This window comes from Bacillus tianshenii (genome assembly GCA_020524525.2).
GTDB lineage: Bacteria > Bacillota > Bacilli > Bacillales > Bacillaceae_N > Bacillus_AV.
Window position 1 is genome coordinate 202623 of sequence record CP129018.1, and the last position, 22476, is coordinate 225098.

Sequence of the window (22476 nt, forward strand, 5' to 3'; positions counted from 1 at the left end):
AGAGTGGGCAAACAAAGGGGTTTCACGGGTAAAGGTGTTTGAAAATTAAAAAATATTAATATATAGGGGGACATTCATATGTCAAATCAAGAACGTATTGAACAATTAGAGCAAAGCTGGAAAAATGAAGAGCGTTGGAACGGCGTTACACGTCCATATTCTGCTGAAGATGTAATTCGTCTTCGCGGTTCAATCGACATTGAGTATACACTTGCTCAACGTGGTTCACAAAAGCTTTGGAAGTTAATGAAGGAAGAGCCATATATCAATGCTCTTGGTGCTCTTACAGGTAACCAAGCTGTTCAACAAGTAAAAGCAGGTCTTAAAGCAATTTACTTAAGCGGTTGGCAGGTAGCTGCTGATGCTAACTTAGCAGGTCATATGTATCCAGACCAAAGCTTATATCCTGCAAACAGTGTGCCACAAGTTGTTAAACGTATTAACCAATCTTTACAACGTGCTGACCAAATTCAACATATGGAAGGCAAAGGAGATACGGACTGGTTCGCTCCTATCGTTGCTGATGCTGAAGCTGGCTTTGGTGGACAACTAAATGTATTTGAACTTATGAAAGGCATGATTGAAGCAGGCGCTTCTGGTGTTCACTTTGAGGACCAATTAGCTTCTGAGAAAAAATGTGGTCACTTAGGTGGTAAAGTATTACTTCCAACACAATCAGCGGTTCGTAACTTAATCGCAGCTCGTTTTGCAGCTGACGTAATGGGTGTACCAACAGTGTTAATCGCACGTACAGATGCTGATGCAGCTGACATGATTACAAGCGATGTTGACCCATATGATAAAGAGTTTATTACTGGTGAGCGTACAGCTGAAGGTTTCTACCGTACAAAACCAGGTATCGACCAAGCAATTTCTCGTGGTCTTGCTTATGCGCCATATGCTGACCTTATCTGGTGTGAAACGTCTACACCTGACCTTGAGCAAGCGAAGAAATTTGCTGAAGCAATCCATGCAAAATATCCTGGTAAAATGCTTGCATACAACTGCTCACCTTCTTTCAACTGGAAAGCAAACCTTTCTGAAGATGAAATTGAAGTATATCAAAAAGAGCTTGGTAAGCTAGGATACAAATTCCAATTCGTTACATTGGCTGGCTTCCATGCACTTAACTACAGCATGTTCACATTGGCTAATGGCTACCGTGACCGTGGCATGGGTGCATACTCTGAGCTTCAACAAGCTGAGTTTGAAAGTGAAAAAGACGGCTATACTGCAACGAAGCATCAACGTGAAGTTGGTACAGGATACTTTGATGAAGTTTCTCAAGTTATCTCTGGTGGTACTTCTTCTACAACAGCAATGAAAGGTTCAACAGAAGAAGCACAATTTACAAAAGCATAAAACAGAGAAGCCGCTGACCATTTTGGTTAGCGGTTTTTTTATATACATTTCTTTTAGACCAAAAAAGCCACATGCAACGTATTGCTGCATGTGGCTTGTATTTTATGCCTCGTTGTGGGAAGTCACTTTTTCTCTTACGCAAGCTTTGCTCGCACTTCCTTATACTCCTTAGTGAGCTCCATGAACGTTTCTTTATCTGAATTATCTAGTGCCTTATCGATCTGCATCTCTAACTGATTTCTCTTGTACAAAAGGGCCGCTTCATCAAGGATCATCTGGATATAAATCTCCATCTCTACGGAACTAATATGCTGTTGTGCACCTGTCTGTTGTTCTGGAAAAGATTTTTTATAATTCATTCTTTATCACCCCTGATGTTCTTTTATTCATTATAGTAAAAAAAGAAAGAAAATTCAATGATATTTTCTTATTTTTCTGAAAATTTTATGTTTTGTTGGTTTGAAATGGGATGAAAAACAAAGAATGCTTGTCAAATATGGATTGTGAACTTCTTGTGAACAATTTAACTTTGCAAAAATAACATTACCGCCCCGAGTAATACAAGGATAATTGCCCAAAGAGCAATCTTAAAGAAGATACTAAAGGCGATTAACGTGAGAGCGAGGCTGCAATATAAAGGCCAATATAAAAGGTGAGGATTTGCAGAACGTATATGCAAGGTGTGCAAGAAGAAGATGAGAACAAATGCTAGGCCAAGACCAATGTAAAGCAGGCCTGGATTTGAAAACCAAGCAAACTGTTTAAGGAAATTCCATACGCCAAGTGCCCCTAGCAAACTGCCTAATAAAAGCCAAACGAAGTTTTCTTCTTTAAGTGGGCCTTGCCTGAGGAAATAAAAGATAAAAAAACTAATTCCAAGTACTAGAAGTTGAAACGTTAAAGAATGAATTGGGAAGATAAGCAAAAGAATCCCAACAACAATAAAAGAGCCTGCCGGAATCAACACGTTTTTCTTCAAAAAGCATGTTCCTCTCTGAATTTGTCCTTCTTAAGAAATTATATGAACATGCTCCTTGAAAATATTTAAAAATTTGAAATTATGTTATAATTAGGATTGGGAAGGATTTATCATTTTATTGAAAGGAGAGGAAGATGCTTTGAATGAGTTTGAACAATCACATCAATTTGAGATTAATGAAAAGACGATGGCTGTTGTAGCAGAGCAAGGCTTAGAAGGAACAGTCTATTCTCGAGTACTGGAGGTTGAGAATGAATTCGTACTTCCACTTAAGCCGGTAAAGGTTATTGATAAAAGCTGTCGTTATTTTGGCTCAAGCCTAAAAGGTAGACAAGAGGGCACAAAAGCCATTACAGGTATCACGTACAAGCCTCCGATTGCGATTGACCCGACAAGCGACATTTATATGTTTCCGACAAACTCTCCTCGCAGCCAGCAGTGCACATGGGTTGCTCATAGTTATATTTCACATTACAAGCCCTCAGCTCAAGGAAACACAATTGTAACGTTTGCGAATGGTCAATCGATAACGCTGAAGATTTCATTCCGTTCTTTTGAAAATCAACTAAACCGAACGGCTCAATTTCGTTACCTGCTTTCCAAACGGCTTCAGCCGAAACGTGTGTTTAACTAGATTTTTGCTTTGTAAAAAGTTGTTTTTCTGAAAAAAACTCCCCATCTTTCTTCAAGAAGTACTGCTTCATTAACAATTCCACATTATGACGAATTTTTGGATTAAAATAGTTCCGCTTCTCTTCATAACCATTGTAAATAAATAAGTATTGGGAAAAGACGTCATCTTGCCCTTCTTTAAATGCTTTCAAGTTTCGTATCTTCATCAGTTGCTTTACTTTTCGTAGGTCGTTTTGGATATGTTTCTGCGTTTCTTCAATTAACTCCACGTATGGTTCATTAAGCTTAAAAGGTACTTGCTTAAGAGCATTTAAATCTTTAGTGAGGACAGTAAGAACCATAGGGAGAAAAATGGATAATTCTAATGCTTTGCGATCATTTTCTAAAATCCTTCCCATTCAAAACCCTCCCTGGCAAATAGTAAGGGAACATTTGTTCTTATTTTATCTTAAGTATATGCAGCATGCAAGAGAGTAATGACATTTTTTATAATTGGAATAATATTGTATTTTTTGGCTAACATCTTAGGTTATTATTTAGTTATATGGAAAAATATATACAAATAGTGGACGGGATCAGCCGATACTAGGAAAACAAAAAAGGTTGTAGTAAACTGTCTTTAATGACAACCATAATTGTTTGTTTCACCTAAAGGATAAGGAGTATCGTTGATGAAGGTGCGCTTCTTGGATAACGACATTACTGTTGAACAAATCGTTACATGGTTAGAACAATACGCTGGACTTGGACCATTGCCTGGAATTTTATTGCCGTTTCTTGAGGCGATTTTGCCATTCTTGCCGTTGGTGTTATTTGTGATGGGAAATGCGGCCGCGTTTGGTTTGTGGCAAGGGTTTCTATTCTCTTGGATTGGAACGTGTTTAGGAGCATTGTTTGTTTTCTTCTTAGTTAGAAAATTTAAAAATACGAGGTTATTCCTCTTTTTGCGTAAGCGTAAGCAATTTACTCGGTTAGCTAATTGGGTACAGCGCCATGGGTTTGGACCGTTATTTTTATTGTTTTGCTTTCCGTTTTCTCCATCTGCACTTATCAATTTAGTGGCAGCTCTATCGGAAGTAAGCAAAAAACAGTTCACTTTAGCAGTGCTGTTAGGGAAATTAGTAATGGTATTCTTCGTTTCACTTGTTGGCCAAGACATTATTTCTTTAATACGTGAACCCCAAAAGTTATTGATTTTACTCGTCGTTATTGGCGTGATGTGGGTGATTGGTAAAGTGATTGAACGTCGTATTCAGGCTGAGTGAAAATGGGTAATGAAAGAGGGATGATGATGAAGAGGGATAGGGGGAGGATTTCGCTTGGGTGGGTGCAGTCCTTAGGCCTGGCCATACTGATTGCACTACTTATTCGCTCGTTTTTCTTTTCGAGTTATGTTGTGCAAGGGGAATCGATGCTGCCAACTTTGAATGATGGAAACTTACTTGTTATTAATAAAATTGGTTATGAAATGACAGACATTCGCCGTTTTGATGTGATTGTTTTTCATGCAAATGAGAAGGAAGATTACGTCAAGCGTGTGATTGGATTGCCTGGTGATACAGTTAAGGTTAAAAACAATACATTATTTATTAATGGTGAACCAACACCTCAAGCTTTCTTACAAAATATAGAGGACCCTGCTGCCGATATTTTTACAGAAGATTTTACGCTTGAAGAAATTACAGGCGAGAAAGAAGTACCCGAAAACTATTTATTTGTGATGGGGGACAACCGCGGAAAAAGTTATGATAGCCGCTATTTTGGATTTGTGTCGATTGAAAAGGTTGTAGGAAAGGTTAATCTAAGATATTGGCCTGTTCAAGATATTGATGTTCACTTTTAACACTGCTGGCAGCTTGATGTTAGCAGTTTTCTTTATGGGTTAAACTACCAACACCTTCTATTTTCAAGAATTTCTCTTTCTTTGTTAAAATAATGGATAAGGATGTTTTAGCTTTTGTACAAAGAGGGAACTTTTTTGTGTGTGTAATATATTAAAAAAAAGAGAGTGGAGGGATGGGCTGTGTTCGAGTGGATTCTAGGGCGGGCAAAAGTCATTGTGATTATGCTGACGCTGCTGGTGCTTGTTGGAATTATTACAGTTGTACAGTTGCCAAAGCGTGAGATACCAGAAGTAAGCGTAAATATTGCCACAGTGAAAACAGTATTTCCAGGCGCCTCGCCTGAAGAAGTAGAACGAAATATTACAAACCCTCTTGAAGAGGAATTAAAGGATATAGACGGTTTGAAAGAAATTTCATCAGTTTCTGCTACAGGCTTCTCAAATATTGTCTTAGAGTTCGAAGACAGCTTTAATGAAAATGATGCGTTCTCGCAGCTGAGGCAATCTGTGTCAGATGTTTCACGAACCTTCCCAGACGATTCACAAGAACCTGAGGTGAATACTGACTTAAGGCCTTCAGCAGTTGCCTCATATCATTTAATGAGTAGTGATCCCTCTTGGCTTCTCGATATTCGTGATCAGCTTGAGGCTTGGGAAGAAAAGATGCTTGAAATTGATGGTATAGCAAAGGTTCAAGTGAAAGGTCTTCCAGAACAAGAAGTGCTAATTACACTTAATGCAGATCAACTACAAGCTTACAATGTTGTTATGCCACAAGTGATGCAAGCGATTAATAAAGAATTTTCGCCAGCTGCATTAGGAAAAGCAGAACGTCAAGGTACAGCTTATCAATTGAAAATCCGTAACTATGATCAAGTTTCTGAAATAGAAAATGTCACAATTACAAAGGGAAAATACAATCAGCCCGTCTATGTAAAAGATGTCGGCAGTGTGGAAATTGTTCCGAAAGAGAAACAGGATTTAATTACATATCGCGAAACGCCTTCACTTTCAGTAACTGTTCTTGCAGAAAAAGGGGTTAATATTCTCCCACTGCAGGAAAAAATCTCAGCGGAAATGAAGCAGTTGCAGAAAGAATTACCGCAGCAGATAGAAGTAGAACCGTTCTATCTTCAAAGTACATTCGTTGAAGATATTTTTCGCGATTTAGCTATTTCCTCGGTCATATCAGTTGGTGTTGTCATATTGGTCATGCTTCTTGGGTTGACACCTTCTTCAGCTTTTCTTGTTGCTTTGGCAATTCCGTTGTCCATTTTAATCGGTATTATTCCATTGCCATATGCAGAGGTGGATTTGAATCAAATTACAATTATCGGGATGATAATCGCTATTGGTATTTTAGTTGATGATGCGATTGTGGTAAACGATAACATCCAGCGGCGTTACCGATTAGGAGATGGTCCGAAGCAAGGGGCTGTGAATGGTGTTAAGGAAGTATGGATCTCAATTGTAACGTCCTCGTTAATGATTATTTTTAGTTTCTTTCCGCTCGTTTTCTTATCAGGAAGCAGTGGTGCCTTTATTCGTGCCCTGCCGACAGTATTAATTACAACTATTATTGGTTCAACGATTATTGCTTTAACTTTTATTCCAATTTACACATCATGGCGTGAGAAAAAGAATCAACGTAAGGAGCGGCAGGTGAAAAGAGGCGGACTGCTTGGAGGCTTCTTCGCATGGTTGGAGCGTTTTTATGCAGATAAAGTTCTTGCAAAAATCGTTAAGAGGCCTGTTATCGTCGGGCTTAGTGGTCTTGTTGCTTGTATTTTATTATCAAGCTTAGCGACGAAAATCCCATTTGAATTCTTTCCCGCAGCCGATCGTGAGGAAGTAACGGTTTCTGTTCGGCTTCCAAATGGAACGCTGCTTGAAGATACTGAAGACACTCTTAAGGAGATTGAAGATACGCTTCAGCAAGATGAATTAGTGAAGGAGACCGCTGTATTTGCAGGCACGGGCTTGCCTGGGTTATTTAGTGCCCAGCTCGATAACCCAGGAGAAAATACTGGTCAAGTACTTGTAAGGATAGACAAAGAAGAAACGTCTACGACTAATTTTATGAATAAATGGGATGACAAGTTACGTGAGCAATATTCAAATGCAGTAATTGAGCTAGAGACGATTGTAACAGGTCCGCCTGTCGGAGCTCCAGTCGCAGTAAAGGTGGCAGGGCCTGATATTGATTATTTGATTGACTTAGCTGATAGTTTGCAGTTCCAGCTTGAAAACCTTGAAGGTGCAAAATTTGTGACAGTTGATGTTGGTACTCCTCAGCCTGTTGTTGAATATGTACCTGATCGGACAATGCTTGATTGGAATGGACTAACCATTCAAGATGTCAGTCAGCAAATTCAAGCAGCTGTTGAAGGGGTTCGGATGGGCACCTTCGATGATGGAAATGAACGGCGTGATATGCGTTTGTTCCTTGATGATAATGTCGATAGTGAGACAGTTGATTTACGTCAGCTGGAACTTCGCAGTCAATATCAGCAAGAAGGTGCCTTGCAGACAGTTTCAGTAGATGAACTTGTCGATGAAGTGAAGAAGAAGCAGCTTCAACGTATTCCGCATATTGATGGAGAGCGAACGATTACCATTCGTGCCTATCCTGAAGAAGGCGAGAAAGCTGCTTTTGAGGAGGAAGCTCTTTCGATTGTTAATGAACTTAAAGGAAAGACACAGGAAGGGTATTCTTTAACGATTGGTGGAGAAACATCGGAGCGCTCTGAGTTCTTTATTGAAGTAACAAAGCTGTTTATCATTGTGCTATTTTTAATTTACCTTGTGATCGTAATTCAGTTCAACTCATTGCTTATGCCGTTCTTAATCTTAAGTTCTGTTTACTTAGGTATTACCGGAGCGATTATTGGCTTGTTCATCACAGGAACCCCGCTAAGCTTCCTTGCTGTGCTTGGTATGGTTTCGTTATCAGGTATTGTAGTGCGTAACTCTGTTATTTTAATTGAATTTATTCAGCAGCGAATGGATGAAGGAATGTCGATGATCGAAGCTGTGATTGAAGCAGGACGGGCACGTATTCGTCCGATTGTATTAACAACACTAACTTCAATTGGAGCGTTGCTTCCAATTGCGATTGCAGGGGATGTATTGTTTCGTCCGCTTGCGATTGCGGTCGTAGCTGGTCTTGCTTTTTCAACAGGGCTAACACTTCTATTAGTGCCAGCATTTTATTTAATCTTAGCTAAATTCAGCCGAACTAAGACAAAAGCGATAGAAGAATAATGAAAAACAGGCAGAGGTGTTTCCCTGCCTGTTTTTGTTCGCTATAATGGAAACATCAGTACGGTTTTTCGGAAACAACATGACGATAATGCATAAGCAGCCTGGCTTTACGAATGTACAAGCTGGGCTTTTTCTGCCTTATTTTAAGGGAAAAAAGGGGGAGTACCGACGTGTCACTTCGTTTTATAGTGGGCCGAGCTGGTAGCGGGAAAACGAGTCAATGCTTGAACGAGATTCGAGAACGCCTTCACAAAGAGCCAGACGGTCAGCCGATTATTTACTTAGTACCTGAACAAATGACATTTCAGTCAGAATCACACTTAATTAAAACACCTGGACTTGGAGGGATGATCCGAGCTCAAGTATTCAGCTTCACACGTCTTGCGTGGCGGGTGTTACAAGAAACAGGAGGGATTGCCCGTTACCACCTTTCTGCAACAGGAATTCATATGTTATTACGGACCATTATTGAAAAGAATCGTCAACAGTTAAAGGTTTTTCAGAAAGCCTCTAAGACAAGTGGCTTTGTGGAGCAAATGGAAACAATGATTACAGAATTTAAAAGGTATTGTGTTGACTCTGAAGACCTCCTTCATAAACGAGATGAAATTGAAGGAGCAGTGGTGAAGCAGCCGCTTGATGTTGTCTTAAGTGATAAATTGCATGATTTTCATTTAATCTACCATGCCTTTGAAGAACATGTTCGCAATCATTATGTCGATTCAGAAGATTATTTGCAATTGCTTGCTGAGAGTATTCCACATGCCAAAAGTTTAAAAAATGCTGAAATCTATGTTGATGGCTTTCATAGCTTTACCCCGCAGGAAATGCTTGTGCTTACAGCGTTAATGAAGCATTGCAAACGAGTCAATGTTGCTCTAACGATGGACCGGCCTTTAGAAGGAAGTGTCGTTCACGAGCTTGATTTATTTCATATGACCTCCTCTACTTACCAGCATCTGCAAAAGGTTGCTTCAGAGGAAGTGGTTGAGACAGAGCCGACATCTTTTCTAAGTGGAGTGCCAAAACGCTTTCAACATAGTCCTTCACTCGCTCATTTAGAATTGCATTATGATACACGACCTGCCGTTCCTTATGAACAGAAGGGTGATGTGCATGTGTATCCAGCGGTTAACCGCCGTGCAGAAGTAGAAGGAATTGCGCGGGAAATTTACGAGTTGGTCCAGAACAAAGGCTACCGCTACCGGGATATTGCAATTCTAATTCGAAATAGCGGAGCTTATCATGATTTATTTGAAACGATTTTTGCAGATTATGAGATTCCTGTTTTCTTAGATAGCAAAGGTTCGATGCTGAATCATCCGTTAATTGAGCTGATTCGTTCAACGCTTGATATTATTCAAGGAAACTGGCGGTATGAAGCTGTATTTCGTGCGTTAAAAACTGAATTATTATTTCCAGCAGATATGGATACGAAAGTTCTTCGTGAAGAAGTGGATGTTCTCGAAAATTATGTGCTCGCTTACGGCGTTCAAGGCGAACGGTGGAAACAGAAAGAACCTTGGACGTATCGCCGTTTCAGAACGACAGTTGATCAAAACTTAGCAAAAACTGATCGAGAAGCCGAGTATGAAAAACGAATCAATGACTTGCGTAACTTGATTGTTCCACCTCTTCAAAAGCTGGAGAAGAAAATGAAGAAGGCAAAGACTGTCCGGGAGCTGTGCATGTATCTTTATCAATTTTTAGAAGAAATGGACGTACCAAAGAAGCTAGAGTATCTTCGCAATGAAGCAGAAGAGACCGGTCGTCTAACAGCTGCTCGTGAGCATGATCAAGTGTGGCGTGCGGTTGTTGATTTATTCGACCAAATTGTTGAAGTAATGGCTGAAGAGCAGTTGTCGTTTGATTTGTTCCGCAAAATCATGGAGACAGGGCTTGAATCAATGAAATTCTCGCTCGTTCCACCTGCAATGGACCAAGTGTTGGTAGGAGATATTGAACATTCCCGTTTCTCTGACATTCGCTGTACATTCATTTTAGGTGTGAATGATGGTGTTATTCCTGCAAAGCCTGTTGAGGATGGAATCCTATCAGAGTCGGAACGTGAAGCTCTTGCAGTCGCCGGTATGGAGCTTGCTCCTGGTAGTAGGCGTCAGCTTCTTGATGAGAACTTTCTTATCTATTTAGCATTAACGAGTGCTTCAGAGCGGTTATATATCAGCTATCCGCTTGCAGATGAAGAAGGAAAGACGCTTGTTCCGTCTGTGCTCATTAATCGAGTGAAAGATTTATTCCCAGAAGCTCATCATAAACTTCTGTACGATGAACCGAGCGAGGAATCACAAGCTGAGCAATATCGGTATGTAACAACTCCGCGTAAGACAACATCATATTTAGCTTCCCAAATGCAGCAGTGGAAGCGCGGTTATCCGATAGCTGAATTTTGGTGGGATGTTTACAATTGGTATATTGACCATCCAGAGCAAGGGTTTGCCGCAAAGAACGCACTGAGCAGTCTCTTTTATAAAAATGAAGCAAATGCGTTAAAAGAAGAAGTCAGTCGTAAGTTATACGGGAACCATATTCAAACGAGTGTTTCAAGAATGGAGCGATTTCAGTCTTGTGCGTTTTCACAGTTCGCCTCACATGGTTTGCGGTTACAGGAACGAGAACATTATCGACTTGAAGCGCCAGATATTGGACAGCTATTTCATGAAGCACTTCGCAAATTAGCGGATTACGTTCAGCAGAACAAGCTGGATTGGGGCAAGCTGACGAAGGATCAATGCCAGCATCTTGCAAAGCAAATGGTAGAAGAGCTTGCGCCGAATATTCAGCGGGAAATTCTATTGAGCTCGAATCGTTATCATTATATTAAGCATAAATTACAAGCCGTTGTCGGCCGTGCATCGACGATATTAAGTGAACATGCGCGGTTAAGTGGTTTTTCTCCGGTTGGTCTTGAGCTTGGATTTGGTAAGAACCAGACGGATAAGCTTCCTCCTTTGTCATTCACATTGCCGAATGGCTGTACGATGGAAGTGATCGGACGCATTGACCGTGTCGACCAAGCGAAGGATGAGACACACGGGCTGCTGCTACGGATTATTGATTATAAATCAAGCCAAAAGACACTCGATTTGGCTGAAGTGTATTTTGGGCTTGCATTACAAATGTTGACTTATTTAGATGTCGTCATCACGTACTCACAGCAATGGCTCGGGCAAGAAGCATTGCCTGCTGGTGTGCTCTATTTCCACGTGCATAACCCAATGCTTAGTACATCTGGAATGTTGAACGAAGCAGAAATTGAAGATAAGTTGTTTAAGGAATTTAAAATGAAAGGCTTATTAACTGCCGAAGAAAACGTTGCCCGGTTAATGGATACGACGTTAGAGAGTGGGCATTCCGATATTGTGCCTGTAGCATTGAAACGGGATGGCAGCTTCTATAAGCAATCAGCTGTTGCAAGCAAGGAAGAGTTCCAAATGCTTCAGAAGCATGTGCGACAATTACTTTCATACATTGGAAGGGATATTACGGATGGAAAGATTGAAATCAATCCATATAAATTAAATGATAGAGTGCCATGCACATATTGCTCATTCAAGTCTGTCTGTCAGTTTGACCCGTCTCTTGAAGAAAACAATTACCGTATTATGAAGAAAAAAGAACGTGATGAAATATTTGAGGAGCTGCGCAAGGATGGTGAAGCGGATGATTAATACAATCCCAAAACCGAAAGATAGTATGTGGACAGATGAACAATGGCAGGCGATTACAGCAGAAGGAAAGGATATTCTTGTTGCAGCTGCTGCCGGCTCAGGTAAGACGGCCGTACTTGTTGAACGGATTATCCGAAAGATTACAAATACGAACAATCCAGTCGATGTCGACCGCCTGCTTGTCGCAACATTTACAAATGCAGCTGCAGCAGAAATGAGGAAAAGAGTAGGCGAAGCACTAGAAAAAGAGTTGCAGACAAACCCTTCTTCCTTACATCTGCGCCGACAGCTTTCATTGCTGAATAGGGCATCGATTTCTACCTTGCATTCATTTTGTATGGAGATTGTCCGGAAGTATTATTACAAGCTTGATTTAGACCCGAAATTTCGGATTGCTGACCAAACAGAGGCTGAGCTACTGCGTGAAGAAGTATTGGACGAGATCTTTGAAGAGGAATATAGCACAGAGGAAAATGAGCGCTTCTATGACTTAGTGGACCGGTATAGCAGTGACCGCAGTGATCTTGATCTGCAAGTACTGATCCGAAAGTTGTATGACTTTGCACGAGCTAACCCACATCCGAATGAATGGCTTGAACAGATCAAACGAAGCTACGAGCTTAAGGACGAGGCGACAATTGAGGATTTGCCATGGATTTCTGATTTGCTCGCTGATATTCATTTACAGCTTGAAGGGGCAGAGCAGCTGCTGACAAAGGCAATGGATTTAACGCATGAGCCGGGAGCACCTGCAGCTTATGCGGAAAACCTTGAAGTTGATTTGGAAGGTGTTCGTCAGCTTCGAGCGCACAATGATTGGACTGCTTTGTATGAAGGGTTTCAAAGCCTTCAAGCATTTGGCCGTTTAAAAAGTGCCCGTGGCAAAGATATCGATAAGAATCTGCAAGAGCAGATTAAAGGGATGCGTGATTCAGCTAAAAAAATCGTCAAAAAAATCGAGGAAGAGCTGTTTCAACGGTCGCCGCAAAGCTATTTAAAAGATTTGAAAGAAATGGCACCAGCTGTTGGAAAGTTAATAGAGCTTGTTCAAGTCTTTTCTGAAAGGTTCGACCAAGCGAAGAAAGAGCATGGCCTTGTGGATTTCTCTGATCTCGAACACTATGCACTGGCAGTATTAGCAGAGGAACTGTCAACAGATTCAGCTATTCCTTCAGAAGCCGCGCTAGATTATAAGCAACAATTTGCAGAAGTGCTTGTAGATGAGTATCAAGATACAAACCTTGTACAAGAAACAATTATTCAGCTTGTTTCAAAGGGAGATAATTTGTTCATGGTCGGCGATGTGAAGCAAAGTATCTATCGCTTCCGTCTTGCTGAGCCGGGACTGTTTCTACAGAAATACAAGAAGTTTACGAAAGATGGCACAGGAGAGGGATTGCGGATCGACCTTGCAAAGAACTTCCGAAGCCGTTCAGAAGTGCTTGATGCAACGAATTATATTTTTAAACAATTAATGGATGAGCCTGTTGGGGAAATTGATTATAACGAAGATGCTGAATTGAAGCAGGGAGCTTCTTATCCAGATACTGCGAACGTTGAAACAGAACTTTTACTCGTTCATCGTGAGGGGATGGAGACTGAACCACAATCAGAGAATGAGGCAATCATTGATGTAGATGAGTTAGAAACTGCGCAATTAGAAGCAAGGTTAGTGGCTCGAAAGATAAAAGCAATGATTGAAAGTGGATATGAAGTTTTTGATAAAGAATTGAAACGAATGCGAAGGATGACCTACCGTGATGTCATCATCCTTTTACGTTCCTTTGGATGGGCGCCGACAATCATGGAAGAATTTAAGCAAGCGGGTATTCCAGTGTATGCGGAGCTTTCAACCGGCTATTTTGAAGCAGTCGAAGTGTCGATTATGATGTCATTACTTAAAACAATCGATAATCCGCATCAAGATATTCCGCTTGCCGCTGTACTGCGTTCTCCGATTGTTGGCTTGACAGAGAATGACTTAGCTGAAATTCGAACAGCAAACCCGCGAGTTTCTTATTATGAAGCTATGCAAGAATATATGAAGCAAGCAGAGGAAACAGAAAAGATTGAAAAGGTGCGTGCATTTTATGAGAAGCTTACAAATTGGCGTACATGTGCGCGACAAGGAGCACTCTCTGAATTAATTTGGCAGATTTATAGTGAGACAGGTTATTACAACTTTGTTGGTGGTATTCCAGGTGGAAAGCAACGTCAAGCTAATTTACGTGCTTTATATGACCGGGCGCGTCAATATGAAGAAACGTCATTCCGAGGACTGTTCCGCTTCTTGCGGTTTATTGAGCGGATGCAAGACCGTGGTGACGACCTTGGAGCTGCCCGTGCCCTTGGTGAACAAGAAGATGTTGTCCGCCTAATGACAATTCACAAGAGTAAGGGACTTGAGTTCCCGATTGTTTTTGTTTCTGGGTTAGGAAAGCAATTTAATTTACAAGACCTGCGAGCGAAAACGATGCTTCACAAAAACTTAGGCTTCGCTTCGAAATATGTCCATCCGCAGCTAAGGATTAGTTATCCAACGATTGCACAGCATGCGATGAAGCGAAGAATGCAGATGGAAATGATTGCTGAGGAAATGCGTGTCCTTTATGTAGCATTAACTCGGGCAAAAGAGAAATTGATTTTAACTGCAACGGTAAAGGATATTGAAAAAGAGTTGAACAGTTGGTCAGATGCTCTGCAGCACCCTGAGTGGTTCTTGCCTCCGTTCGAGCGTTCAAAAGCCATTTCTTATTTGAATTGGCTTGGCCCTGCCCTGTTACGTCACCAACATGTACATTCAACTTTAGCGAGTGAGCAGGATAATCAATCTCCAGAAGAGGTAAAGAGCTACCCTGCTCAGTTGAAGGCCGAAATTGTAGAAGCAGCAATGCTTGGTGAGGAAATGTTGGAAGAAGCCGCACAGCATGAAGAACTACAGGAGGCATTGCGTAATTGGGAGAAGGCTAGTGTGCAAAGTGAATGGCACGAGGATGTCTACAAACGATTAAATTGGCGTTACCCATATGCTGAAGCAACGGATCGACGCTCAAAACAATCTGTTACTGAAATTAAGCGAACACATCAGCAGGTGGATGAATATAGCGACCATCGTTTTGTTCGTCAATACCGTGCACCTATTTCTGAGCGTCCGCTGTTTATGCAAAGCAGTCAGCTTACTTCAGCAGAACGTGGGACAGCGATGCACGCCGTTATGCAGCATATTGACTTTGAGCTGCCTGTTTCTGAAGAGTCGATTGCTGCTCAAATTGCAGAGATGGTTCAGAAAGAACTGCTTACACAAGATCAGGCAGATGCGGTTGAGATTGAGTCAATTACAGCCTTTTTTGCATCCGAGCTTGGTCAGAAAGTGTTACAAGCTGACAATGTAAGGCGTGAGGTGCCATTTACAATGGCTTTGCCAGCTGAAGAAGCTTACCCTGAGTGGCACGATGGCGATGAAACCGTGCTTGTGCAAGGGGTTATTGACTGTCTTGTGAATGATGAGGACGGCTTAACATTGATTGATTATAAATCAGATAACATTACAGACCGTTTTAAAGGTGGGTTCCAAGAAGCGAAACCGTTACTTGAAGAGCGCTATCGGGTTCAAATTGACATGTATGCGAAAGCACTTGAACAAATTTGGAAAGCACCAATTGCGGCAAAATATTTGTATTTCTTTGACGGGAGTCATGTTATTAAAATGTGAAAAAACGGAGGCTGCTTGATTGCTTTAGGCAGTCTCTCTGTTTATTAAATAAAACAAAGGATGATAGGGGAATGCGGTTATTACATACAGCTGACTGGCATCTAGGTCGTACATTAGAAGGGCGGAGTCGTCTAGAGGAGCAAGAGCAATTTCTTGATGAATTGTGTGAGATTGTTGAACGAGAAAAGATCGATGCAGTGTTAATGGCAGGCGATGTATTTGATACGGTGAATCCTCCGGCACGAGCGGAACAATTATTTTATGACAGTATGGCAAGGCTTTCGGATAATGGTAGACGACCTGTCATTGTCATTGCAGGAAACCATGACAACCCAGATCGTTTGTCTGCTTCGTCTCCTCTTGCTCAAAAGCATGGCATTACATTAGTTGGTTATCCGATTGAACAAATGATTAAATTACCTGTACCAACTAGTGGGGAATTATTAAATGTTGCAGCACTTCCATATCCGTCAGAAGCACGTTTGAAAACAGTATTGTCGGAAGAAAATGAAGAACTATTACTACGGGAGACGTATGATGCACAAATACGAGGCATCTTCGATAAACTGTGTCATTCATTTACAAACGATACCGTCAATGTGGCAATGAGTCATATCTTTACAGCGGGTGGCAGCTCAACTGAATCAGAGCGGCCGATTGAAGTTGGAGGCGCCTATACGGTTCGTGCGACAAGCTTGCCAGCGAAAGCGCAATACACAGCATTAGGCCACTTACATCGTCCGCAAAATATTAAGAATGCACTGGCTCCCGCACGCTATTCAGGCTCTCCATTAGCATTCAGCTTCTCAGAAGCCAATTATACAAAGTCAGTTACGATCGTTGATGTCAAGCCAGGAGGACAAGCACAGCTTGAGGAAATTTACCTTTCATCAGGAAGGCCGCTTGTTTCGTGGAAGGCTTTGAACGGCATGCAAGAAGTCTATCAATGGCTTGCTGAAGGCCGCGACCATAATGCGTGGATTGACCTCGAAATTCATGTTGAAAATGCTTTATCAATTGAAGAAATTCATCGTCTACGCAAACAGCACGATGGGTTGATTCATATTCGCCCAATCTTTCCTGAGATGGAAGCTGAAATGAATGACACACCAAAGCGCAATATACCAATAGATGAGATGTTTAAAATATTTTATAAACGGCAGACAGGTGGCGGAGTCCCAGAACCAGAACTTGTCGAATTGTTTTTGAAAATTATTCAAGATGACGACAGGGAGGAGGAGTAAACGATGCGTCCTATTCATTTAACAATTGCGGGGTTGCACAGCTTTCGTGAGAAGCAAGAAGTGCAATTTGATGAACTTACGAAAGGTGGCGTATTCGGCATTTTCGGTCCGACTGGCAGTGGGAAATCGTCATTATTAGATGCGATGACGTTAGCGTTGTATGGAAAGGTGGAGCGTGCATCTAACAATACACAAGGAATTCTAAACCATGCAGAAGATACACTTGATGTGGGATTTACATTTGAGTTAGGGAACGCGAAAACGATAAAACGCTACAGAGTGGAACGTCGTTTCAAACGCTCAGGAGATGTGAACATTCGTACCTCCACTTGTCGTCTGATTGATTTAACAGATAAAACAATTGTCCTTGCAGAAAAAGCCGGAGATGTGAATCAACACATTGAAACAATCCTCGGCTTAACAATTGATGATTTCACACGTGCTGTCGTTCTTCCGCAAGGGAAATTTGCTGAATTTCTTTCATTGAAAGGCTCTGAGCGCAGACAAATGCTGCAACGCCTCTTTCATTTAGAACAATACGGAGACAAGTTAAATCAAAAGCTTCGTATCCGCATTCAATCAGTAGAAGGTGCACTTCGTGAAATAGAAGCAGAAAAAACAGGGCTCGGTGACGCTTCAAAAGAAGCGCTGCAACAAGCGGAGGAAGACTTGAAAGTAGCTGAAAAACATTTGCAAACAAAGCAAACAGAATTAGAACGTGTTCAGAATCAATACGAAGAGGCGAAGGAAATTCGACAGTATCAAGAGCAAAGAGAAACAGTGGAACAAAAGTTAGAAAGCTTGCAACAACAGTCCCCGCAAGTCGAACAGTTAAAAAAGCGCCTCGAGCAAGCAGAGAAAGCAGAAGCATTAACGCCGTACTTAGAGGAGCTAAAAGCAGCAGAAATTCAATTTGAACATGCTCAAAAAGAAAAGAAGCGCTTAGAAGAAACGTTAAAAATATCGAAGCAGGCTTATGAAGAAAGTGAAAAGAAATATACAGAACTAAAAGAAGTCCATGACCAGCAAGTACCAAAATATTCAACACAGATTGAACAGCTAAAGGGTGCACTAGAGGAGAAGCAACGACTGCTAAAATTTCGTAATGAACGAAGGAAGCTTGAAGCAGACATTGAAAGCTTGGAAAAAACAAAAAAAGAGAAGAAACAGGTATACTCTCAAACAGAAGCAATAAAGCAAAAGGGTGAACAGAAACAAAGGCAATTAAAAGAAGAACGAAATAAAGTAAATGTCACCGTGGAAGAGCGAGAGAATATTCAAGCTGCCTCAGAGCTGAAGCAAGTGTATGATTTAACGAACAAGCAAGTGAAAGAGATAAATGGACAAGTTGAAGCAAAGCAAGCCGCATACTCTGAGCAAGCAAAAGCACATGAGCTTGTTGAACAGCAGCTGAAAACGACGATGGAAAAGCTTCAAGAGACATTCATCCGTAATGAACAAGTATATGCAAGGATATGTAAACGGGAACGTGAATGGGAAAAGCTTTCATATAGTGTGTCAACCTTTATCATGAATAAAAAGAAGCAGCTTGATAATGAAAAAGCAAAGCAGCTTGCATCCCAGCTTGTTCATGGGCTCGAAGATGGAAAGCCATGTCCGGTCTGTGGCTCAGATCATCACCCTGCGCCATCTTCAACAGAGCTTCATCAGGTTGAACAGCTGACAAGTGAAATTCATAAGCTGGAAGAGGTACAGCAACAATTTCAAGCACAGCAACATCAGCTTTCTGCACATCGAAGTCAACTCGAGCAATTCTCATCAGAATTAACCGAACAATTAGCAGAAAATGTTCCGCAATCAATATCTGTTGATGAAGAGAAATCACTACTTGAAGAGAATCTAACAAGTGTAGAAGATTTCATTACTGGTATGAAAACATTGATAACGGAATGCAAAGCATTAGGTCAAGATATGCTTGAGCTTCAGCAGCTTGTTCGTAAGTATATACGTACTTTTCAAGAGCAACGTCAACAGCAAACACATATGAAACACCGTCTTGATACGCTGAATGAAGATATAACTCGCACTGAGGAGCAACAGAAAGAAGTATCTGAGACGTTGAAAGCAAAGCATCAGCAATGGGAACAGCGTTTTTCAGGCTTATCATTTGAAGAGGTAGAAAAGCGTAAGCATGAAATAAATGAAAAAGACCGCTTAGCGGCTGAATATAATCAACGCATTGAGAAAAGTATTCCTTTTCTCGAACAAAAAGAGAAAGAATTAAATAAGCTTCAAACCGAGCTTTATCAAGTTGAGAATAATCACGCTATAGCTGTTAATACGTTAAACAATAAAGCAGAATCAGAAAAAGAACTTATTGGAAGAATTGAGAAGCAAGCCCCTTTAGATAAGCTGGAAGATGTGTTAAAGCAAACGGAAAAAGAGCTTGAACAGTTGCGCCAAGCAACAAACGAAGCATATGAGAAAAGAGATACCAACCGGGAAGCATACAACCGTATTCAAACAGAAATGACTGAAGCAGAAACGACATTCAGTCATGCTAACACGAGGTGTACCGAAGCAAAACAGCGTTGGGAAGAGAAGCAATCAGTCTCATCATTTTCATCTATTCAAGAAGTACAAGCCGCCCATATCAATAATGAAACGAAGCAAGAATGGAAGCAAAGAATAGAGGCCCATGGTGACGCAATGCGAGAGCAGCAAAGTGAATTTAAAAAAATAAAGGCACGATTACAAGATCGCTTCATTTCCATAGAGCAATGGAATGAACTGCTACAACAGAGAAGCAAGCTTCAAGAGGAAGTTTCAGATGCTCAACAACAAAAAGGCAGTAGGTTAAATACTTTGCAAGAAGTGAAACGAAAGCATGAGCGTTATCAGGATTTAGAAGAAGAAGGGAAGAAACAACAAGCTTCACATGACAACTTGAGGAAACTGCAAAATGTATTTCGAGGTAACACATTTGTTGAATTTCTAGCTGAAGAACAGCTGATGCATGTAAGTAAGGATGCATCTGAGCGATTGAAGAAGCTGACACGTGGTCGTTACGCGATTGAAGTTGATTCAGCAGGTGGATTCGTTATCCGTGACGATGCAAATGGCGGCGTGAAACGTCCTGTGTCTACCTTATCGGGTGGGGAAACATTCTTAACATCCCTAGCACTTGCGCTATCACTTTCGGCGCAAATTCAATTAAGAGGCGAGTTTCCGCTTGAATTCTTTTTCCTTGATGAAGGCTTTGGAACATTGGACCAAGAGCTACTGGAGACAGTCATTTCTGCACTAGAAAAGCTAAACCATGAGCAGCTATCTGTTGGTGTGATAAGCCACGTTCCTGAATTAAGAGAGCGGTTACCGAGAAAATTAATTGTAAGTCCTGCAGAACCATCTGGAAAAGGAAGTAGTGTAGCATTAGAAGCACTCTAATGTAAGGGGGTGAGGCAGTGGGGAAGAAGAAACGAATTGGAACTTGTGCATTATGTGCAAGAACAGAAGTCGAAACAACCGTTCATCATTTAACACCTAAAGAGAGGGGTGGTACATTCGAAGAAACGGCCAATTTATGTATTCCTTGTCATCGCCAAATTCATGCCCTATTTACGAATGAAGAGCTTGCAGTTAGCTTAAATTCGATTGAAGCTCTAAGAAACAACGAGCAAATTGCAAAATTTATAAAGTGGATTCGTAAACAGCCACCTACAAAGCTTGTCAAAATGAAAAAATCAAATCATAAAAAGAAGAAGGCTCATTAAGGTTGCCTTCTTCTTTTTATACATTAGCAGCTGTCGGTTGGTCGATAAGATCAGGATCTAACGAATTTGTCGAACTCAATCCGTTGTTTGTGTTGACAAAGTTCCCAATATTACCTCCACCAGAACCATTAGCAGTTTTTGATGAGCTTTTTGGAGAAATATTAAGTGTATCACCGAAGTTCATAACACCACTTACATTGTTTACATTAATGGGGCCACCGATAAATGAAGGCATATTCAACACCCTTTAATTAATACGTTCATCTGGGGTCAAGCTTTTCCGCAGAAGGTGTTCTTTCTTATCATATGAATTAATTATTTGATTTGTTCATTCTTCTCCAGCTAATTGACGGATATGCTTTACCCTCGCTTCATTATTAATCGATTTTGTTGAACCGATATGCAAGATGGAGGACGTGGAAATCCCTAAAATATCAATATTTTTGACGTAGATTTCGTTATTTAAATTTTGTCTAGTCATCGTTATGCGCTCGTTTACAACTGGCTTTGGAAGTGGGACTTGAAATAAAGGATATTTATTAAAGTTTCCTTCGTTTCCAAAGAAAACTTGGAATTGTCGCTGTACAGCTAAAACACGGACTGAAGTTGAAATACGTTCAGAATCTCCAATTTCAAATACAGATGCAAAAGACAAAATATTTAAGTCAATATGGTCGACTCTTGATGTTCGTTTAATCACAGCTTTAACCACCTTTTTATTCGGTTGTAAGGGGGACAAATGGTCCGATAATCAATGATTCAGGCGGTGTATCAAATAAAGAAGACAAGCAAATTTGTTCAGTGTCACCAATTAATACGATAGACGAACTGGACACCCCGACAATATCCAGATTTCCAACGCAGAGCTCGCGATTAACAACATGGAAGTTCATGACTGTGCTCCTTTCTGTTGATGGTTTTGAATGAACATTTCTACACCTTTTTCAATATCGCGTTGAATCGCAGCGACTGTTTCTTGGACAATTTTCTTTTCGCCTTCTGTTTCAACTTGGTTCGGTGTAATGCGTTGTAAATAGGAAAAGATTCTATCGTCTAGTTGATTATGAATATCTTGGATAATAAATGTGTGTAAAGATTGGTCAATTGGCATGCGATAATGTTGTGAAACCTTATGAATTATCGTAGGGGCATGGTTATTTAAAAAATGTTCAGAGCGGCGTTTAATTTCAGTCATTAAATTCGGATAACTTTTCATAATTGCAGGTGAGAGATCAGTTTCATTTTCACCAGTTGAGAACTCTTCGAGAGTACCGGGAGCGTTAGGTGTCAAACCGATATTTAAGGTGCCTTCTAGTGTTTCGATTTTTAGCTGATCAAAGTGATATTCAATTCTTTCAATCTTGCTGTTTCCATTTTTTTCTTCTATCTGAGTGAGTTGCTCCTGCATATTCGTTAACATCATTTCAAGTTCTTCGATTCGTTTGTTCTGCTGATGAACGTATGAAGTTAATTGGTATATGTAGGACATCCAATTTTGATTAAGCAAGTCAAGTTCCTCCTTTACAGCAGGACCAATTCATTATTGTGGTGGTGGAAGTGGGACATATGGAGCTTGTAAAGGTTCAACGACTTCTGGAGCCTCTTCAATATATCCTCCTGTATTATAAAGATTGGAAAGTGATTTTATAATACCTGCGCTTCCAATTTGAAAAACCGATGAATTTGTAATCCCTTCAATTTTAATAGAATGGATATTAATTTGTTGGTTTACATAAATGTTCATGATTGTTCCTCCAATTCTTAGGAGATGTTTTTCGGAAGAACACAATTATAAATTTCCGAGCATTTCTTGGTCAATGACGTCATTATCATACGTGTTTGTCACGCTATATTCATTTACATTCGAAATACGTTCGCCAGTATTGAATGAGCCTGCTCCCGAGAAGGTTTTTGCGGTGCTGCGAGGAGCGATCGAGTACACATCCCCAATATTAAAAACTGCTGAACTACCTATACTATTCACGTTGACTGCACCTACAATTGATGGCATAGGCA

19 protein-coding genes are annotated in these 22476 nt (G+C 40.7%); 10 read left to right on the top strand and 9 right to left on the bottom strand.

The window, feature by feature from the left end; all coding sequences use genetic code 11:
- The first annotated feature begins 78 nt into the window (after positions 1-78).
- Positions 79-1362, top strand: a complete 1284-nt coding sequence (gene aceA, locus LC040_00960) for an isocitrate lyase (GenBank protein WLR51506.1) — start codon at positions 79-81, stop codon at positions 1360-1362.
- Between the two features lie 134 nt (positions 1363-1496).
- Here aceA and LC040_00965 read toward each other — a convergent pair whose 3' ends face one another.
- Together LC040_00965 and LC040_00970 are read right to left on the bottom strand one after the other, a co-directional pair.
- On the bottom strand, positions 1497-1721 hold the full coding sequence (locus LC040_00965; protein WLR51507.1) for an IDEAL domain-containing protein: 225 nt from the start codon (positions 1719-1721) through the stop codon (positions 1497-1499).
- A 164-nt stretch (positions 1722-1885) separates the two neighbouring features.
- Positions 1886-2341, bottom strand: a complete 456-nt coding sequence (locus LC040_00970; GenBank protein ID WLR51508.1) for a hypothetical protein — start codon at positions 2339-2341, stop codon at positions 1886-1888.
- 139 nt (positions 2342-2480) lie between these two features.
- Here LC040_00970 and LC040_00975 point away from each other — a divergent pair, with 139 nt between their 5' ends.
- Entirely contained in the window at positions 2481-2975 is a 495-nt protein-coding gene (locus LC040_00975; protein ID WLR51509.1) for a competence protein ComK, read from the top strand.
- On the opposite strand, the gene LC040_00980 is transcribed toward LC040_00975, so the two are convergent.
- Entirely contained in the window at positions 2968-3372 is a 405-nt protein-coding gene (locus tag LC040_00980; GenBank protein ID WLR51510.1) for a hypothetical protein, read from the bottom strand. The genes LC040_00975 and LC040_00980 overlap by 8 nt on opposite strands.
- Positions 3373-3645: 273 nt before the next feature.
- On the opposite strand from LC040_00980, the gene LC040_00985 reads away from it, so the two are divergent.
- The 8 genes from LC040_00985 (at position 3646) to LC040_01020 (ending at position 20460) form a co-directional block, all read left to right on the top strand.
- Positions 3646-4239, top strand: a complete 594-nt coding sequence (locus LC040_00985; protein WLR51511.1) for a TVP38/TMEM64 family protein — start codon at positions 3646-3648, stop codon at positions 4237-4239.
- 26 nt (positions 4240-4265) lie between these two features.
- A complete protein-coding gene (gene lepB, locus LC040_00990) occupies positions 4266-4817 on the top strand; it encodes a signal peptidase I (protein WLR53161.1) in 552 nt (183 codons plus the stop codon).
- Between the two features lie 180 nt (positions 4818-4997).
- Complete coding sequence (locus LC040_00995) at positions 4998-8081, top strand: efflux RND transporter permease subunit (GenBank protein WLR51512.1); 3084 nt, start codon at positions 4998-5000, stop codon at positions 8079-8081.
- Between the two features lie 170 nt (positions 8082-8251).
- Positions 8252-11770: a helicase-exonuclease AddAB subunit AddB gene (gene addB / locus LC040_01000; protein ID WLR51513.1), complete on the top strand. Its 3519-nt coding sequence runs from the start codon at positions 8252-8254 to the stop codon at positions 11768-11770.
- Positions 11763-15482 carry a helicase-exonuclease AddAB subunit AddA gene (gene addA / locus LC040_01005; protein WLR51514.1) on the top strand — a complete coding sequence of 1240 codons (3720 nt, stop codon included), beginning with the start codon at positions 11763-11765 and terminating at the stop codon, positions 15480-15482. The genes addB and addA overlap by 8 nt, the downstream gene beginning before the upstream one ends.
- Before the next feature lie 71 nt (positions 15483-15553).
- Positions 15554-16726, top strand: coding sequence for an exonuclease subunit SbcD (gene sbcD, locus LC040_01010; GenBank protein WLR51515.1), 1173 nt, complete (start codon positions 15554-15556; stop codon positions 16724-16726).
- Positions 16727-16729: 3 nt separating this feature from the next.
- On the top strand, positions 16730-20134 hold the full coding sequence (locus tag LC040_01015; protein WLR51516.1) for an SMC family ATPase: 3405 nt from the start codon (positions 16730-16732) through the stop codon (positions 20132-20134).
- A 17-nt stretch (positions 20135-20151) separates the two neighbouring features.
- A complete protein-coding gene (locus tag LC040_01020; GenBank protein WLR51517.1) occupies positions 20152-20460 on the top strand; it encodes an HNH endonuclease in 309 nt (102 codons plus the stop codon).
- A gap of 16 nt (positions 20461-20476) precedes the next feature.
- Here the strand turns inward: LC040_01020 and LC040_01025 are convergent, their stop codons facing one another.
- The 6 genes from LC040_01025 to LC040_01050 form a co-directional block, all read right to left on the bottom strand.
- A complete protein-coding gene (locus LC040_01025) occupies positions 20477-20695 on the bottom strand; it encodes a spore germination protein (GenBank protein ID WLR53162.1) in 219 nt (72 codons plus the stop codon).
- A gap of 93 nt (positions 20696-20788) precedes the next feature.
- The gene (locus tag LC040_01030) at positions 20789-21160 is read right to left on the bottom strand and encodes a spore germination protein GerPE (GenBank protein ID WLR51518.1); all 372 of its coding nucleotides are present in this window, start codon (positions 21158-21160) and stop codon (positions 20789-20791) included.
- A gap of 16 nt (positions 21161-21176) precedes the next feature.
- Positions 21177-21353 (bottom strand): spore gernimation protein GerPD, encoded by a 177-nt coding sequence (locus tag LC040_01035; GenBank protein WLR51519.1) that lies wholly within the window; start codon positions 21351-21353, stop codon positions 21177-21179.
- Entirely contained in the window at positions 21350-21967 is a 618-nt protein-coding gene (gene gerPC, locus LC040_01040; GenBank protein WLR51520.1) for a spore germination protein GerPC, read from the bottom strand. The genes LC040_01035 and gerPC overlap by 4 nt, the downstream gene beginning before the upstream one ends.
- A gap of 33 nt (positions 21968-22000) precedes the next feature.
- Complete coding sequence (locus LC040_01045) at positions 22001-22204, bottom strand: spore germination protein GerPB (GenBank protein ID WLR51521.1); 204 nt, start codon at positions 22202-22204, stop codon at positions 22001-22003.
- A gap of 45 nt (positions 22205-22249) precedes the next feature.
- Positions 22250-22471 (bottom strand): spore germination protein, encoded by a 222-nt coding sequence (locus LC040_01050; GenBank protein WLR51522.1) that lies wholly within the window; start codon positions 22469-22471, stop codon positions 22250-22252.
- Between the last annotated feature and the right edge of the window lie 5 nt (positions 22472-22476).